Consider the following 15,237-nt stretch of genomic DNA (forward strand, 5'->3'; position numbering starts at 1 on the left):
GTCGTGAGACGGGCCTTTTTCTTTTTTGCTACGGCTGGGCCGTTTCGTGCAGCAGACGCCATGTAATCCCGTCGCCTTCCTGATTAAGCACCGCGGTTGACCAGCGCACGTTGACGGGCAGGTCCGGCCGGGTTTGCGTCTCCCGGTAGTGCAGTACCGCGCCACGATCCCAGCGCTCGATCGTGGATAATTCGTCAATGACGATCTTCAGTCCGGGGCGGCTTCCTCGCTGACTGTGCAGAAAGCCCACAAGGCCGTGATAGTCGATATGAACGCCACCCGGTGGGATCATCAGAAAATCTGGCCGGAAACGGGCGAGCAGGGCGTCAGAGTCGCCTTCGCCTTTGCCTAACCAGTTTTCAAGCGCAATGTGGAGGTCGATAATGTCGTGTTCAAAAGGCGTCATGAATTCTCCTGTCGCAGCTGGTCGAGCACCTGCGTATTGTTAAGTCGGAAAACGTACAGTACAGGCAATAGGGTCATGCCTGCGGCAAAAAGAAACATTCCGTGCCAGGCGGCGAGCGGCGCCAGATAACTCTGCGCCAGACTCAGCACCTCTGCCAGCAGCAGGGCACCGGCAAAAAAGCTCAACTGACGATTGAGATTCCACAGCGCGCTGGCATCCGGCATCTCTTCCCGGCGCGTTGTCAGAAAAGCGCTGCTCTGAGCGGTACTGCTGCACAGGCTTCCCCCCGCGCCCATCAGGGCAAACGCAACGACAGGAAGCAGCGTAGCCGAACTGACGTTAAGCAAAAGCAGAATGCCCGTCGCCTGCAGCAGGCAGCCGATAACAATCAGCGGCTGTGGGCCGATACGGTTAAAATAGCGTCCCGTCGCCGTGATGGCGATAAACGATGCCACGGACCACGGCAGCATGAGCATACCCGTTGCGGCTGGACTCATGTTCGCCTCGTGCTGAAGATAAAACATGCCCGTAACGTTCACCCCGATAAATACGCCAGGAACGCATACATAGACAAGCATGGCAAAACGCAAAAGCGGGTCCGCGAGCAACCGCAGGTTGAGCAGCCTGGCCGCTTTCATCGCGGGTATTTCATGTTTAAGCCACAGGCAGGCCAACACAAAGGTCACGATGGCCACCGGAAGCGTCGCGAAAAATATCCACCGCCAGCTTAGCATCTGCACCAGCAGGCCCCCGATAGCGGGGGAGCAGGCAGGAGCAAGCAGCGCGACCAGCATGACCGCCGAGGAGAGTCTGGCTCGCTCGTGAGGCTGAAACAGTTGCCAGGTCAGCGCCTGTCCGACGGGGATCAGTAAGCCACCGCCCACGCCCTGCAGCACGCGCCAGGCGATCAGACTTTCCAGCGTTGCAGACAAGCCTGCCGCAGCAGAAGCCGCGCTGAACAGAAAAAGCGAGATCAGGATGACCCGCTTTGGTCCGAAGCGGCGCGTGAGCATGCTGCTAAACGGGATCGCCAGCGTCAGGCCGGCAATGTACCCGTTACTGACCCAGGCAAGCGCTGAAGGCGTGGCGTTAAGGGCTTGCGCCATCGCCGGAAAAGCGACGCTGGCAATAAACATGTTGATCAAATCAAGAAAAAAGCCCAGCAGATAGACAGCGGCGACTTTGCTGCGATACGTCATGGTGGATCCTCCCGTGAGGAGGCGTATCGTATCGACCCCGGAAGCAGGGATAAACCTGACAAAGCGCGATATACTGTCAAAAAAATTTTGACGGTAAAAGGCGTAATGATGATTAACCTACAGCGGACGCAGATGTTTGTTGCGGTGGCCGATACCGGCAGCTTTACTGCCGAAGCCGATGCGCTGGGTCTGACAAAAGCCGTGGTCAGCTTCAATATTCGCCAGCTCGAAGCCGAGCTGGGGGTGACGCTGCTGCTGCGCTCCACCCGCCGCCTGACGTTAACCGAGGCGGGAGCGCTTTTTCATCAGCGCAGCGTGGCGCTTCTGAAGGACGCAGAACGGCTGCAGGATGATGTTCGCGCGAATCATGCAGGACTCACGGGGGAATTGCGGATCACCACCACCCCTGAGTATGGTTCGCGGGTCGTGGTACCGTTGCTGGCAAGGTTTAGCCAGCTGCACCCGGAGCTTCGCGTGCGTCATGTTTCGTCTTCACTCCATGCCGACCTGATCTCAGAGCGCTTTGACGTGGCTATTCGGTTGGGAACGCTTACCGACTCGCGCTACCACGCCGCATTGATTTCACATTTTTCCATCCTGCCCGTCGCGACGCCGGAATGGCGGATGAATCATCCGGTTGAATCGCTTGCGCAGCTGGCGCAAGCCGACTGGATTATTCACGAGCGCTTAGCGTCGCCGCTGAGCTGGCAGGTGAAAGATGCCAGCGGTGCGCCTGAAATGCTTGAGATAAAAAAAGCGCCGCGCCTGTTTGCCGACAGCGCGCAGGCGCTTATGGCCTTTGCGCTTGCGGGAAGTGGCGTGGCGTTACTGCCGGAATGGCTGGTGCGCGATGCGCTTGATGCGGGAAAACTGGTCCCGGTTTTACCGGAATATACCTTCGCGCGGCAGGGCATCCACGCGGTTTATCCGGATGCCCGGCACGTGCCTGCGAAAGTGCGCACCTTTATTGATTTTATGCGCGCCTGCGTGAATTAATCGTGCATCATCTTTTTGATGAGCGCAGAGAACTGCTCCCGTTCGGCCTTATTAAGACGCCCTAAAAACGCCTCATCCACCTCGTTGCTGACCGGCTGGCAGTCTGCAAGCAGGGCTTCGCCTTCCGGCGTCAGGAAGACAAACCGGCGGCGCTTATCTGCGGGATCGTGCTCGCGTTTGACCAGCCCGCGCGCCTCCATTCGGCTGAGCATCTCCGCCAGAGTCGCCTTCGTGCTGACCGCCACTTCGGTCAATGACACCTGCTCAATGCCCGGGTGCTCGGCAATGGAGCGCATAACCGCATACTGCGGCTTGGTCAGTTCCGGCAGGGAATGTTGCCACTTAGCGGTATGCTGTTGAAAAAGCTGACGTAACAGGTGGAACGCCTCTTGTCTTAGTTCCATGAACACTCCGACAGAAAAAATCACCCCCTATGATAGCCGCTAAAGCCCGGGATGATAACGCGGGATTTTTTAGCAATTAATGTGATCGTGTGCGAACGATCTTGTCAGTAGAGCGATCCGGGAGTAGTTTATTTATAAATGTTCGTACACGAACAAATTGATTGAGGTGATGAATGAGATTGATCGTGGGAATGACAGGAGCAACGGGGGCTCCGCTCGGCGTGGCGCTGCTGCTGGCGCTGAAGGAAATGCCGGAGGTAGAGACCCATCTGGTCATGTCGAAGTGGGCAAAAACAACCATTGAGCTGGAAACGCCTTACAGCGTGCAGGACGTTGCTGCGCTGGCTGACGTTGTTCACAGCCCGGCTGACCAGGCCACCACCATCTCCTCCGGCTCGTTTCGCACCGACGGCATGATAGTCATTCCCTGCAGCATGAAAACGCTGGCGGGGATCCGCGCGGGCTACGCCGAAGGGCTGGTGGGCCGTGCGGCAGATGTGGTGCTGAAAGAGGGGCGCAAGCTGGTGCTCGTTCCCCGCGAAACGCCGCTCAGCACCATTCATCTGGAGAACATGCTGGCGCTTTCCCGCATGGGCGTGGCGATGGTGCCGCCCATGCCTGCGTATTACAACCACCCGCAAACCGCCGATGACATCACCCAGCATATCGTCACTCGTGTGCTCGACCAGTTTGGTCTGGAGCACAAAAAGGCGCGCCGATGGAACGGGTTGCGGGAGGCGAAACATTTTTCACAGGAGAACAAAGATGGCATTTGATGATTTGAGAAGCTTCCTGCAGGCGCTCGATGAGCAAGGGCAACTGCTGAAAATTGAGGAAGAGGTGAATGCGGAGCCGGATCTGGCGGCGGCAGCCAACGCCACAGGCCGTATTGGCGACGGCGCGCCCGCGCTGTGGTTCGACAATATTCGTGGCTTTACCGACGCCCGCGTGGTGATGAACACCATCGGCTCGTGGCAAAACCACGCCATATCGATGGGGCTGCCAGCGAACACCCCGGTAAAAAAACAGATCGACGAGTTTATTCGCCGCTGGGATAAATTCCCCGTTACGCCGGAGCGCCGCGCTAACCCGGCCTGGGCGCAAAATACGGTCGACGGTGAAGACATTAACCTGTTCGATATCCTGCCGCTGTTTCGCCTGAACGACGGTGACGGCGGTTTTTATCTCGATAAAGCGTGCGTTGTCTCGCGCGATCCGCTCGACCCGGACCATTTCGGCAAGCAGAACGTCGGGATCTACCGCATGGAGGTCAAGGGCAAGCGCAAGCTCGGCCTGCAGCCGGTACCGATGCACGATATCGCCCTCCATCTGCACAAAGCGGAAGAGCGCGGACAAGATCTGCCGATCGCGATTACTCTCGGCAACGACCCGATCATCACCCTGATGGGCGCCACGCCGCTGAAATACGATCAGTCTGAGTATGAAATGGCCGGCGCGCTGCGCGAAAGCCCGTACCCGATTGCCACCGCGCCGCTGACCGGCTTCGACGTGCCGTGGGGGTCTGAAGTGATCCTGGAAGGGGTGATTGAAGGCCGCAAACGTGAAATCGAAGGGCCGTTCGGCGAGTTTACCGGACACTATTCCGGTGGCCGTAATATGACGGTGGTCCGTATCGACAAAGTTTCTTACCGCACCAAACCGATCTTCGAATCCCTTTACCTCGGCATGCCGTGGACCGAGATTGACTATCTGATGGGACCAGCCACCTGCGTGCCGCTTTACCAGCAGCTGAAGGCAGAATTCCCGGAAGTGCAGGCGGTGAACGCGATGTACACCCACGGTCTGCTGGCAATTATCTCCACCAAAAAACGCTACGGTGGTTTTGCCCGCGCGGTCGGTTTACGCGCCATGACCACGCCGCACGGTCTGGGCTACGTGAAGATGGTGATTATGGTGGATGAGGATGTCGATCCGTTCAACCTCCCGCAGGTGATGTGGGCGCTCTCATCGAAGGTCAATCCGGCAGGGGATCTGGTGCAGCTGCCGAACATGTCAGTGCTTGAACTTGACCCTGGCTCCAGCCCGGCGGGCATTACCGACAAACTGATTATTGATGCCACCACGCCTGTTGCACCGGACACCCGTGGCCACTACAGCCAGCCGGTACAGGATCTGCCTGAAACTAAAGCCTGGGCTGAAAAACTGACCGCGATGCTGGCAGCACGCCAATAAGGAGGAAAAGATGATTTGTCCACGTTGTGCCGATGAGCATATTGAAGTGATGGCGACGTCACCGGTGAAAGGGGTCTGGACCGTTTATCAGTGCCAGCATTGTCTTTATACCTGGCGCGATACCGAACCGCTGCGTCGTACCAGCCGCGAGCATTACCCGGAAGCGTTCCGCATGACGCAGAAGGATATTGATGAAGCACCGCAGGTGCCGACGATCCCGCCGCTGTTGTAAAAATAAGCCCGGTGGCGCTGCGCTTACCGGGCCTAAAGGTTTTGTAGGTCGGGTAAGGCGAAGCCGCCACCCGACAAAACAGACCGCAGAAAACTAAACCAGACTCTTCAACCGATAAATCCACTCCAGCGCCTGACGCGGCGTCAGTGAATCCGGGTCGAGGTTCTCCAGCGCTTCCACCGCAGGCGACGTTTCTTCCGGTGGCGCCAACAGCGACATCTGGGTGCCATCGATCTGCGTCGCCGCCGCATTCGGCGAGAGGCTTTCCAGCTCACGCAGCTTCTGGCGAGCGCGCTTGATCACCTCTTTTGGTACACCTGCCAGCGCCGCAACGGCCAGGCCATAGCTCTTGCTCGCCGCGCCATCCTGCACCGTGTGCATAAAGGCAATGGTATCGCCGTGCTCCAGCGCATCAAGATGAACGTTAGCCACGCCTTCCATTTTCTCCGGCAGCTGCGTCAGCTCGAAGTAGTGGGTGGCGAACAGCGTCATGGCCTTGATTTTATTCGCGAGGCTTTCAGCACAGGCCCAGGCCAGAGACAGGCCGTCATAGGTTGAGGTTCCGCGTCCCACTTCGTCCATCAGCACCAGGCTGTGCTCCGTCGCGTTATGCAGAATATTAGCCGTTTCGGTCATCTCGACCATGAAGGTTGAGCGACCGCTCGCCAGATCGTCCGCTGCCCCAACGCGGGTGAAGATACGATCGATGGGGCCAATCTCCACTTTTTGCGCCGGGACGTAGCTGCCGATATAGGCGAGCAAAGCAATCAACGCCGTCTGGCGCATATAGGTACTCTTACCGCCCATGTTCGGGCCGGTAATGATCAGCATTCTTCTCTGCGGCGACAGGTTCAGCGGGTTGGCGATGAACGGTTCGTTCAGCACCTGCTCAACGACCGGGTGACGGCCTTCCGTAATGCGAATGCCGGGCTTGTCGGTAAAGGTCGGGCAGGTATAGTTTAGCGTTTCAGCCCGTTCTGCCAGGTTCACCAGCACGTCCAGCTCCGCCAGCGCGCTGGCGCTGAGCTGCAGGTCAGCAAGGTGCGGCATCAGCATGTCGAACAGCTCGTCATACAGCTGTTTTTCCAGCGCCAGGGCTTTACCTTTCGAGGTGAGTACTTTGTCCTCGTACTCTTTCAGCTCGGGAATGATGTAACGCTCGGCGTTTTTCAAGGTCTGACGACGTACGTAGTGAATCGGCGCCAGATGGCTCTGCCCGCGGCTGATCTGAATGTAGTAACCGTGTACCGCGTTATATCCCACTTTCAGCGTGTCGAGCCCAAGACGCTCGCGTTCGCGAATTTCCAGCTTATCGAGATAGTCCGTCGCGCCGTCGGCCAGCGCGCGCCATTCGTCCAGCTCTTCGTTGTAGCCTGGAGCAATCACGCCGCCATCGCGCACCAGAACCGGAGGCGCATCGATAATGGCGCGCTCCAGCAGTTCGCGAAGTTCAGTGAATTCGCCCATCGTTTCGCGGAGTTTCTGTACCGGCGCGCTGTCAACGTCACTCAGCTGCGCACGCAGTTCCGGCAGCTGCTGGAAAGCATGACGCATACGCGCAAGGTCGCGCGGGCGCGCGGTGCGCAGAGCCAGACGGGCCAGGATACGCTCCAGATCGCCCACCTGGCGCAGGACCGGCTGCAGCTCGGTATAGCGATCCTGCAACGCAGCAATCGTCTGCTGGCGGCAAACCAGCGTATCGGTATCGCGAATCGGCATATGCAGCCAGCGTTTCAGCATGCGACTGCCCATCGGCGTCACCGTGCTGTCGAGCACCGACGCGAGCGTGTTTTCAACGCCACCTGCCAGGTTCTGGGTGATCTCCAGGTTACGGCGCGTGGCGGCATCCATGATGATGCTGTCCTGCTGGCGCTCCATGGTGATAGAGCGGATATGCGGCAGGGCGGTGCGCTGGGTATCTTTCACGTACTGCAGCAGGCAACCTGCGGCACACAGCCCGCGTGGAGCATTTTCCACGCCAAAGCCAATCAGATCGCGGGTACCGAACTGCAGGTTCAGCTGCTGGCGCGCGGTATCAATTTCAAATTCCCACAGCGGGCGACGGCGCAATCCGCGACGGCCTTCAATCAGCGCCATTTCGGCGAAGTCTTCGGCGTAGAGCAATTCTGCCGGGTTGGTGCGCTGCAGTTCGGCAGCCATCGTTTCGCGGTCAGCCGGCTCACTCAGGCGAAAACGCCCGGAGCTGATGTCCAGCGTGGCGTAGCCAAACCCTTTGCCGTCCTGCCACAGCGCCGCCAGCAGGTTATCCTGGCGCTCCTGAAGCAGGGCTTCATCACTGATGGTGCCTGGCGTGACGATGCGTACGACTTTGCGCTCAACCGGGCCTTTCGAGGTTGCCGGATCGCCGATTTGTTCGCAGATGGCAACGGACTCACCCTGATTCACCAGCTTGGCCAAATAGTTTTCAACCGCGTGGTGCGGGATACCGGCCATCGGGATGGGCTCGCCTGCGGATGCGCCACGTTTGGTTAGCGAGATGTCGAGCAACTGCGACGCACGTTTAGCATCGTCATAAAACAGCTCGTAAAAATCGCCCATGCGGTAAAACAGCAGGATTTCCGGATGCTGTGCCTTCAGCTTCAGGTACTGCTGCATCATCGGCGTATGTGCGTCGAAATTGTCGATTGTGCTCATGGAGTTATGATGTCCATTTCTTTGAAAATAAACCGTTTTGAGCGGCTCAGTGCCGTTTGTTCGTTCTATTGTCGCATGAAAAAAAGGTACGGCGCAGAAAAATGTGGCGGCTTTACGAGGCGCCTTCAGACATTAACTCTATGACGATTTTTCCATGCTCAACGCCCACCCTGACCTGGGAGTTGGTGGTAAAGCCCGCCTTTTCAAGCCAGTCTCCTTTTAAGCTCAGCGCCGCATGCACGCTGTATCGCTTTGGTATCTTCGTTTTTCGATCCTCGTGACGTTTTCTGAAATATCCCACTTTTAAATGGCGGTAGGGTTTGCCGATCGCGATCTCTTTCATAGGGTCTCCAGACTATACGGACAACGGTCATTCCTGATGCCTGTATAAAATACCAGTGATTTCCAGGAGGTGCAGGGTTAATAGTGGAATCAGGCTTCAGAAAACGGAATGCAACACCTGAAATCCACAGTTTTAAAGTGTATTATTGATGCATCTTATTATTTGGTAAGTCGCTATGACCGGTAAACGCATATCACGTGAAAAAGAGACCATCGCGAAAATGATCGCGTTGTACGCAAAGCAGTGTCCACAGGCTTCTCAGGAAGCGGGGCATTATCAGGCGCTCAACGCGTATGCTGATAAGCGCCTGGATAAGTGCGTTTTTGGTGAAGAAAAGCCCGCCTGTAAACAATGCCCGGTGCACTGCTACCAGCCTGCCAGACGTGAAGAGATGAAGCAGATTATGCGCTGGGCAGGCCCGCGTATGTTATGGCGTCACCCCATTCTGACCGTCCTCCATCTGATGGATGACCGTCGTCCGGTGCCGGAACTGCCGGAGAAGTATCGACCGAAAAAGTGAACCGATCAGCTTCGTAGCGGACGGCAAATCATGTTCAGGGCCAGCGCGCTGCAGAGTGGAAAGAGCGCCAGCAGCAGCCACGGATAAATCGCCTGCGTTGAAGGCATCAGCGCGCGATCCAGCAGGCTGCCAAATAACAAATTTCCAGCCAGTACCGCAATACCTCCGGCGGTGGAGAGTGCGCCATAGTGCGCGCCCAGCGTGGATTCATCGGCGAACCGCGGAATGAGATCTTTTGCCGACGGCACCAGCAGCATCTGCCCCAGCGTCAGCAGCGTGACAAACGAGACCGAGGGCAGAAGCCGCAGCCAGCCTTCAGGCGGTTCTGTTGCCGCAAACATAGCCACGCTCGCAAAGGCGGCGGAAAGCAGCAAAAAGCCCACCGGAAGAATGTTCACCGCGCCCACGCGTCGGGCGAAACGCGCCAGCGGCAGCTGTAAGGTAATGATCAGAACGGAGGCCAGCATAAAAAGCGGGCCGAGATCTTTCTCGTTACCGCCGGAGCGCTGGATCTCCACCGGCAGCGCCAGATAGAGCTGGTTATAGCTTAACAGCCAGGAGCTGTAGGCAATGATAAAGGCGACAAAGCGCGGCTGGCGGAACGTCGTCCACCAGGGCTCTATTTTTATCTTCTGTGAACGTTGCCCGGCAGCAGGCAGACAGAAGTAAAGCACCACTAGCGCAATGATAAAGACGCCTGCCCCCGCCAGCGCTACCTGGCGGAAGCCAAGCCCCGTTAGCAGAGCGCCAGCAACCGGGCCCAGTACCGCGCCGAGCTCCCCGCAGACGGCAAAGAGCGCGAACCACTCCGCCCGGCTTCGTTTCCCTTTCGCCTCGCTGTGGGTACCCGCTTTCGCCAGCAGAGCCTCAATTGAGGGAGAAAATAACGCGCCGCCGACGCCCGTCAGACACGCGCCCAGAATAATCGGCCACAGCGATCCCCCGAAGGCCAGCAGCAGATAGCCTGAAACACGAACTATACAGCCGCTGAGGATGATGACCTTCGCGCCAAACCGGTCCGAGAGCGCACCGCCAACGATAAACATCCCCTGCTGCGAGAACGTGCGCAGACCCAGGATCAGCCCGATAAGCCCGCCGGAGAGCAGCATGTCGTCACGCAGAAATATCGCCAGGAAGGGAACGACGGCGTAAAAACCAATGTTAAAAACAAACTGGCTACCCAGTAAAACGGGCGGCCAGAGCGTGGTGGCGGGGCGAAGGGACATTGTCGATCACTCGTCCCTAAACGATAAAGTGAATGTGCTTTTTGCCATGAAACGGCGAGATCTCAATTTTGGTTTTGACCCGGAACACATCCCAGAGCAACGACTCGGATAAGATGTCCTGCGGCGTTCCGGTCGCCACAATTTGCCCTTTCTGCATCACAATCAGCGAGTCGCAGAACATTGAAGCGTGGTTGAGATCGTGGATGGCGACGATACTGGTAACGGGTAATTGGCTGATCAACTGCATCAGCTGCATCTGATGATGGATATCCAGGTGGTTGGTCGGTTCATCCAGCAGGATTTCGGTTGGCGTTTGCGCCAGCGCGCGGGCAATATGCACCCGCTGACGCTCGCCGCCGGACAGGCTCAGCCAGCCCTGCTCGCTGCGGTCCAGCATATCGACACGCTGCAGAGCTGCGGTGACGGTGTCGTCATCCTGCGCGCTCCAGTTAGAAAAAGGGGAGTGGTGCGGAATACGTCCAAGTTTGACCACGTCGCGCACGCGCATGTTGGCGTCGGTCATCCCGTGCTGCTCAACGAACGCCACCCGGCGGGCAAGCTGCTTTTTGTCGATGCGGGAAATGTCCTGCCCGTCCAGGGTCACGCTGCCCGCATCCGGGCGACGCAGGCCTGCCAGGATACGCAAAAGGGACGATTTGCCGCAGCCGTTAGGACCAAGCAAACCCACCGTTTCGCCGCGTGAAACCTTCAGCGAGACACCATTGACGATAACTTTTTTGCCTACCTTCCAGGTAATATTTTCAGCGCAGATACTCATCACTTATTCCTTGAGCGGTAGATAATCACGGCAAAGAAAGGTACGCCCACCAGCGCGGTGACCACGCCGACGGGCAGGCTCTGCGGGGCAATCAGCATCCGCGAGGCGATATCGGCCAGCACCATCAGGATCGCCCCCGCCAGCGCGCTGGCAATCAGCAGCGTGCGGTGCAGCGGCCCGAACAGGAAGCGCATGACGTGCGGTACCACCAGCCCTACAAAGCCGATTGAGCCCGCCATGCTGACGATGGTCGCGGTGATCAGTGCCGTGGTGGTAAACAGGGCAAGACGCACCCAGGGCACGGCAATGCCTAAGGAGGCTGCCGCGTCATCACCAAAGGTAAAGGCGTCCAGCGCCCGGGAATAGTAGAGGCAGACGGCAAGGCCCGCCAGCACGACAACCAGCGCCAGCTGGAATTCCGGCCAACGCACGCCGCTAAAGCTGCCCAGCAGCCAGAACATCACGTCGCGCGCCTGCTGCGCGCTGGCGGAGGTGCTGATGGTGTAGGCGGTAATGGCGTTGAAAAGCTGAGATGCAGCAACGCCTGCCAGAATGGTGCGTTCATTGCCGCCGCGCGCGCCGTTCGTCAGAAAGGCGACAAACGCAAAGGCGGCGAACGCCCCGGCAAACGCCCCCGCAGAGAGCGATACCGCGCCGGTGCCGATGCCCAGGACGACGACCGACACCGCCCCGGTTGAGGCACCCGCCGACACGCCGAGCACGTAAGGTTCCGCCAGCGCGTTCTTCAGCAGGCTTTGCAGCACGGCACCGCAGATGGCTAAACCGGCCCCGCAGCAGGCCGCCACCAGCGCGCGGCTCAGGCGAAAGTCCCAGATTACGCTCTCATAGATGCGGTTGAGCGGAACGTCGGTCAGCCCCAGCTTATTACCAATAGCGTAAAAGACGTTGGAGAGCGGAATCGACAGCTCGCCGACGCTGACGCCAAGAGCAATCACTAAAAACAGCAGGACAACGGCAAGCAGAGCGGAAGTGGTCAGGATCAGGCCCTGGCGGGCCTGAAGTACGGCTGCCGTCATCAGTTCAGCCCCAGTTTTCTGAGCTGTTCACCCACCTGTTCAGCACCGTAAATCGTACGAATCGTCGGGTTCATCGCCTGACCGTCCATCACCACGATATGGCCTTTTTTGACGGCATCAAGCTGGCTCACGGCAGGATCGCTTTTCAGGAATTTGATTTTCTCATCCGCGTTATCCAGCGCCCAGCGGTTGCGGTCCAGACTGGAGACGACAATCACATCAGGGTTCGCGGCAATAATACTTTCCCAGCCGACGGTCGGCCATTCGGTCTCAGCGGTAATGGCGTTATGGCCACCCAGCACGTTAGCAATAAAACCGGAGGCGCTATTTTTCCCGCCGACATAGGCATCTGCCGAAGGCGAGGCGCTTGAGAACCAGAAAACAAACGAGAGATCTTTTTTGTTTTTACCAAATTCCTGACGCAGGTCGGCCTCACGTTTTTTGAAATCAGCGATAACGGCCTGGCCGCGCGCTTCAACGTTGAAAATCTTCGCGAAATCTTCAATCTCTTTATAAAGGTACGTCATATCCCACAGCGTCTGGCGGCTGCCGTACATATCGCCTGCCGCTTTTTTGGTGGCGCACATGCCTGGAGATAAATAGCTGTTCACGCCGACGGTAGCCAGATCTTCACGTTTTGCGACCTTACTTTCCGGCCCAAGCAGCAGCGGCAGCTGTGCAGGAACAAAATCGGGGTTTTGCGCAAGGATGGATTCAAGAGTCGGAATTTCGACGGTCAGGGTTTTGATTTTTGCATTCTGCTCAGCCAGCTGCGGCAGCACCTTGGTCGGCCAGAAGGCGCTGGCTTTGACCTTATCTTCCAGCCCCAGCAGGAGCAAAATTTCCACGGTGTTCTGACCGAGGGCCACGACGCGTTCAGGCGCTTTAGTGAATGTCTCTTTATAGCCACAGTTTTCAATCGTCAGAGGATATGTGGTTGCCAGAGCAGAACTGACCGACGCAATCGCCAGGCCTAACGCGCAGATGACCTTCTTCATGAAACGCTACCCTTCATTAATATTATTTTTGATGCAAATGAAACGCATTATTAAGGCGGAATTTTATACAGAGGAAAATATATTGTGTCAATGAGGGACAATTGCGCAGGGTGACGAAAAGCGGCGCCATAAGCGGCGCCGGAATGTCGGGTTAAAGCAGGCTCTCTTTATCGATTCCCAGACGCTTCATGCGAGAGAGCAGGGTAGTGCGTTTCAGCCCCAGCCGCTGAGCTGCGCCCTTCGGTCCGGCTACCACGCCGTTGGTCTCTTTCAGTACGCGCATAATGAGCTGATATTCATCTTCGCCTTCCTGCGCGACCTCTGCCGACAGCGTGGGGGCTTCCTGAAGGGAGACTTCAGGCAAAGAGAGCTGAAGAACGTTCCCACGCGTCAGCAGCACCGCGCGCTCAATGACGTTTTCCAGCTCGCGCACGTTCCCCGGCCACTCCATCGACGAGAGGGTACGTAGCGTTTCGGCAGGAATACTGTCGATATTCCTTCCCATCCGTCGGGCAATCTTCGCGGTAAAGGCCTTCACCAGCAGCGGAATATCTTCCGGGCGCTCGCGCAGCGGCGGCAGGCAGATCGGAAAGACGTTCAGGCGATAGTAGAGATCGCTGCGAAACTCGCGGTCGGCGACCATCTTTTTCAGGTCGCGGTTGGTGGCGGCAATCAGCCGCACGTCGGTCTGGATCAGCTTGTTGCTGCCGAGGCGCTCAAACTCCTGCTCCTGCAAAACGCGCAGCAGCTTGGGCTGCAGCTCCAGCGGCATATCGCCCACTTCGTCGAGGAACAGCGAGCTCTTGTCCGCCAGTTCGAAACGGCCCAGCCGCTGGCTGCTGGCCCCGGTAAACGCGCCGCGCTCGTGGCCGAAGAGGTCACTTTCCAGCAGACCCGCGGGCATCGCCGCGCAGTTCATCTTCACCATCCGCCGGCTGTTGCGGTTGCTCAGGTTATGAATGGCGCGGGCTATCAGCTCTTTACCGGTGCCGGTTTCACCGAGGATCAGCACCGTGCTGTCGCTCTGGGCCACCATTTCCACCTGCTTGAGGACGCTGTACATGGCATCGCTGCGCCCAATGATTTCGCCAAACTCGCTGTCCACGTTGTTGAGCTGTTCGGTCAGGGCCAGGTTTTCGTCCACCAGCCGCTCTTTCAGGCGGTGGATCTCCTGATAGGCGAGGGCGTTATCCAGCGCGATGGAAATACGCTCGGCGATCTGGCGCAGCAGCTTCAGGTTGGCGGTGGTAAACACGGCTTCATCACACTGCGCCAGTTTAAGCACGCCAAGCATGGTGTTGCCGGACATCAGCGGCAGCAGGCACAGGGTCTGGATCTTATTGCCCCAGGTGTTAAACAGCATTCGCTCGTACGGCGCCACCGGATCCTGCTCGCTCAGGTTAAGCAGGAGGATCTCTTTGCTTTTGAATACCCGCTCAGAAAGGGTGCCCGCTTCATCCACTTCACTCTGCTCATGCGCCGGGTTGGCCTCATCAAGATAGTGGGTGGAGTAGATGTTCAGCTTGCCTTTGCGGTTCCCGCGTAGCGCGATGCTGATGGCGTCGATCCTGAAATAGTGGTGGATCTCCTTGGCGACTTCGCTGACCAGCTCGTCCATGTCGAGCCTTGAGAGTACGGCGTTTGTGATGGCGACCAGAATGCGGAAGTTATCGCGCTCGCGGCTCAGCAGGTCGTAATCCACGTTATTGGTGACGCGGCTTTGGATCTGCTCCGCGACGACGGCCACAATCTGCGTGAAGGTATGCAACCGCTCGTACTCCGCCTCGCTCCAGGGCTGGTCGGTATTGCGGATAAACTCGCAGCCGCCAAAAATATGGCCCTCCGCCGCCAGCGGCAGCATGCCGTAATGACCGAAAGGCTGATAGAGATTGCTCTCTGCCAGCCGCGGCCATGCCATCCGAAACTCTTCAAAATTGCAGTGCAGCACTTCAGGCCGGGAGAGAATGCGGCGCACCGGGCCGTGCGCGAGGTACGTTTCGTCTTCGTATTCAAATGTTTTGCCATTCTCACGCGTGGAATAGTAGCTCGCGCGGTGCGTTCCACTATGCCAGAGCACAATCGCCGCGCTGTCCGCCAGCGCTGATTGCCTGACCAGCCGCGTCAGGGCATCGCTCAGCGCGCCGAGATCGGGCTGTTGTAAAAGTGTGCGCGTGATGTCAAACAGGCCCTGCTGTCCAAGATCGCTCATCGGTGTATACGGCATTATTGCTTTCCAATAGAAACTGGCAA

The 15,237-nt window shown here is 57.8% G+C and carries 15 protein-coding genes; 5 read left to right on the forward strand and 10 right to left on the reverse strand.

The window, feature by feature from the left end:
- Window positions 1-28: 28 nt before the first annotated feature.
- Complete coding sequence (locus APT89_RS10435; protein ID WP_060572264.1) at window positions 29-406, reverse strand: DUF4440 domain-containing protein; 378 nt, start codon at window positions 404-406, stop codon at window positions 29-31.
- Window positions 403-1,605, reverse strand: coding sequence for an MFS transporter (locus tag APT89_RS10440; protein ID WP_047364433.1), 1,203 nt, complete (start codon window positions 1,603-1,605; stop codon window positions 403-405). The genes APT89_RS10435 and APT89_RS10440 overlap by 4 nt, the downstream gene beginning before the upstream one ends.
- Before the next feature lie 108 nt (window positions 1,606-1,713).
- Here APT89_RS10440 and APT89_RS10445 point away from each other — a divergent pair, with 108 nt between their 5' ends.
- Complete coding sequence (locus APT89_RS10445) at window positions 1,714-2,601, forward strand: LysR family transcriptional regulator (protein WP_060572265.1); 888 nt, start codon at window positions 1,714-1,716, stop codon at window positions 2,599-2,601.
- Here APT89_RS10445 and APT89_RS10450 read toward each other — a convergent pair.
- Window positions 2,598-3,005, reverse strand: coding sequence for a MarR family winged helix-turn-helix transcriptional regulator (locus APT89_RS10450; protein ID WP_047364431.1), 408 nt, complete (start codon window positions 3,003-3,005; stop codon window positions 2,598-2,600). The genes APT89_RS10445 and APT89_RS10450 overlap by 4 nt on opposite strands.
- Window positions 3,006-3,178: 173 nt before the next feature.
- On the opposite strand from APT89_RS10450, the gene APT89_RS10455 reads away from it, so the two are divergent.
- The 3 genes from APT89_RS10455 to APT89_RS10465 are packed head-to-tail and all read left to right on the forward strand — an operon-like array spanning window position 3,179 to window position 5,430.
- On the forward strand, window positions 3,179-3,781 hold the full coding sequence (locus tag APT89_RS10455; protein ID WP_060572266.1) for a non-oxidative hydroxyarylic acid decarboxylases subunit B: 603 nt from the start codon (window positions 3,179-3,181) through the stop codon (window positions 3,779-3,781).
- On the forward strand, window positions 3,771-5,198 hold the full coding sequence (locus APT89_RS10460) for a non-oxidative hydroxyarylic acid decarboxylases subunit C (RefSeq protein WP_041908445.1): 1,428 nt from the start codon (window positions 3,771-3,773) through the stop codon (window positions 5,196-5,198). The genes APT89_RS10455 and APT89_RS10460 overlap by 11 nt, the downstream gene beginning before the upstream one ends.
- Window positions 5,199-5,208: 10 nt before the next feature.
- Window positions 5,209-5,430 (forward strand): non-oxidative hydroxyarylic acid decarboxylases subunit D, encoded by a 222-nt coding sequence (locus APT89_RS10465; protein ID WP_003862116.1) that lies wholly within the window; start codon window positions 5,209-5,211, stop codon window positions 5,428-5,430.
- A 93-nt stretch (window positions 5,431-5,523) separates the two neighbouring features.
- On the opposite strand, the gene mutS is transcribed toward APT89_RS10465, so the two are convergent.
- Complete coding sequence (gene mutS, locus APT89_RS10470) at window positions 5,524-8,085, reverse strand: DNA mismatch repair protein MutS (protein WP_060572268.1); 2,562 nt, start codon at window positions 8,083-8,085, stop codon at window positions 5,524-5,526.
- Between the two features lie 112 nt (window positions 8,086-8,197).
- Window positions 8,198-8,428 (reverse strand): SymE family type I addiction module toxin, encoded by a 231-nt coding sequence (locus APT89_RS10475; protein ID WP_041908449.1) that lies wholly within the window; start codon window positions 8,426-8,428, stop codon window positions 8,198-8,200.
- Between the two features lie 175 nt (window positions 8,429-8,603).
- Between APT89_RS10475 and APT89_RS10480 the strand changes: the two genes are divergently transcribed.
- On the forward strand, window positions 8,604-8,948 hold the full coding sequence (locus tag APT89_RS10480) for a nitrous oxide-stimulated promoter family protein (RefSeq protein ID WP_028014227.1): 345 nt from the start codon (window positions 8,604-8,606) through the stop codon (window positions 8,946-8,948).
- Between the two features lie 5 nt (window positions 8,949-8,953).
- Here the strand turns inward: APT89_RS10480 and APT89_RS10485 are convergent, their stop codons facing one another.
- The 5 genes from APT89_RS10485 to flhA form a co-directional block, all read right to left on the reverse strand.
- Window positions 8,954-10,174 carry an MDR family MFS transporter gene (locus APT89_RS10485; protein WP_060572269.1) on the reverse strand — a complete coding sequence of 407 codons (1,221 nt, stop codon included), beginning with the start codon at window positions 10,172-10,174 and terminating at the stop codon, window positions 8,954-8,956.
- Between the two features lie 16 nt (window positions 10,175-10,190).
- Window positions 10,191-10,952 (reverse strand): ABC transporter ATP-binding protein, encoded by a 762-nt coding sequence (locus APT89_RS10490; RefSeq protein WP_060572271.1) that lies wholly within the window; start codon window positions 10,950-10,952, stop codon window positions 10,191-10,193.
- On the reverse strand, window positions 10,952-11,989 hold the full coding sequence (locus tag APT89_RS10495) for a FecCD family ABC transporter permease (RefSeq protein WP_028014224.1): 1,038 nt from the start codon (window positions 11,987-11,989) through the stop codon (window positions 10,952-10,954). Before APT89_RS10495 ends, APT89_RS10490 begins: the two co-directional genes overlap by 1 nt.
- Window positions 11,989-12,987 (reverse strand): ABC transporter substrate-binding protein, encoded by a 999-nt coding sequence (locus APT89_RS10500; RefSeq protein ID WP_028014223.1) that lies wholly within the window; start codon window positions 12,985-12,987, stop codon window positions 11,989-11,991. The genes APT89_RS10495 and APT89_RS10500 overlap by 1 nt, the downstream gene beginning before the upstream one ends.
- A gap of 151 nt (window positions 12,988-13,138) precedes the next feature.
- On the reverse strand, window positions 13,139-15,211 hold the full coding sequence (gene flhA, locus APT89_RS10505) for a formate hydrogenlyase transcriptional activator FlhA (protein WP_060572273.1): 2,073 nt from the start codon (window positions 15,209-15,211) through the stop codon (window positions 13,139-13,141).
- Window positions 15,212-15,237 lie beyond the last annotated feature (26 nt).

It is taken from the genome of Enterobacter sp. 50588862 (assembly GCF_001462935.1).
Taxonomy (GTDB): domain Bacteria; phylum Pseudomonadota; class Gammaproteobacteria; order Enterobacterales; family Enterobacteriaceae; genus Enterobacter; species Enterobacter bugandensis.

Excerpts from the sequence above, each read along its gene's own strand:
- APT89_RS10435 (WP_060572264.1), bottom strand. The coding sequence starts at position 406 with ATGACGCCTTTTGAACACGACATTATCGACCTCCACATTGCGCTTGAA.
- APT89_RS10440 (WP_047364433.1), bottom strand. The coding sequence starts at position 1,605 with ATGACGTATCGCAGCAAAGTCGCCGCTGTCTATCTGCTGGGCTTTTTT.
- APT89_RS10445 (WP_060572265.1), top strand. The coding sequence starts at position 1,714 with ATGATTAACCTACAGCGGACGCAGATGTTTGTTGCGGTGGCCGATACC.
- APT89_RS10450 (WP_047364431.1), bottom strand. The coding sequence starts at position 3,005 with ATGGAACTAAGACAAGAGGCGTTCCACCTGTTACGTCAGCTTTTTCAA.
- APT89_RS10455 (WP_060572266.1), top strand. The coding sequence starts at position 3,179 with ATGAGATTGATCGTGGGAATGACAGGAGCAACGGGGGCTCCGCTCGGC.
- APT89_RS10460 (WP_041908445.1), top strand. The coding sequence starts at position 3,771 with ATGGCATTTGATGATTTGAGAAGCTTCCTGCAGGCGCTCGATGAGCAA.
- APT89_RS10465 (WP_003862116.1), top strand. The coding sequence starts at position 5,209 with ATGATTTGTCCACGTTGTGCCGATGAGCATATTGAAGTGATGGCGACG.
- mutS (WP_060572268.1), bottom strand. The coding sequence starts at position 8,085 with ATGAGCACAATCGACAATTTCGACGCACATACGCCGATGATGCAGCAG.
- APT89_RS10475 (WP_041908449.1), bottom strand. The coding sequence starts at position 8,428 with ATGAAAGAGATCGCGATCGGCAAACCCTACCGCCATTTAAAAGTGGGA.
- APT89_RS10480 (WP_028014227.1), top strand. The coding sequence starts at position 8,604 with ATGACCGGTAAACGCATATCACGTGAAAAAGAGACCATCGCGAAAATG.
- APT89_RS10485 (WP_060572269.1), bottom strand. The coding sequence starts at position 10,174 with ATGTCCCTTCGCCCCGCCACCACGCTCTGGCCGCCCGTTTTACTGGGT.
- APT89_RS10490 (WP_060572271.1), bottom strand. The coding sequence starts at position 10,952 with ATGAGTATCTGCGCTGAAAATATTACCTGGAAGGTAGGCAAAAAAGTT.
- APT89_RS10495 (WP_028014224.1), bottom strand. The coding sequence starts at position 11,989 with ATGACGGCAGCCGTACTTCAGGCCCGCCAGGGCCTGATCCTGACCACT.
- APT89_RS10500 (WP_028014223.1), bottom strand. The coding sequence starts at position 12,987 with ATGAAGAAGGTCATCTGCGCGTTAGGCCTGGCGATTGCGTCGGTCAGT.
- flhA (WP_060572273.1), bottom strand. The coding sequence starts at position 15,211 with ATGCCGTATACACCGATGAGCGATCTTGGACAGCAGGGCCTGTTTGAC.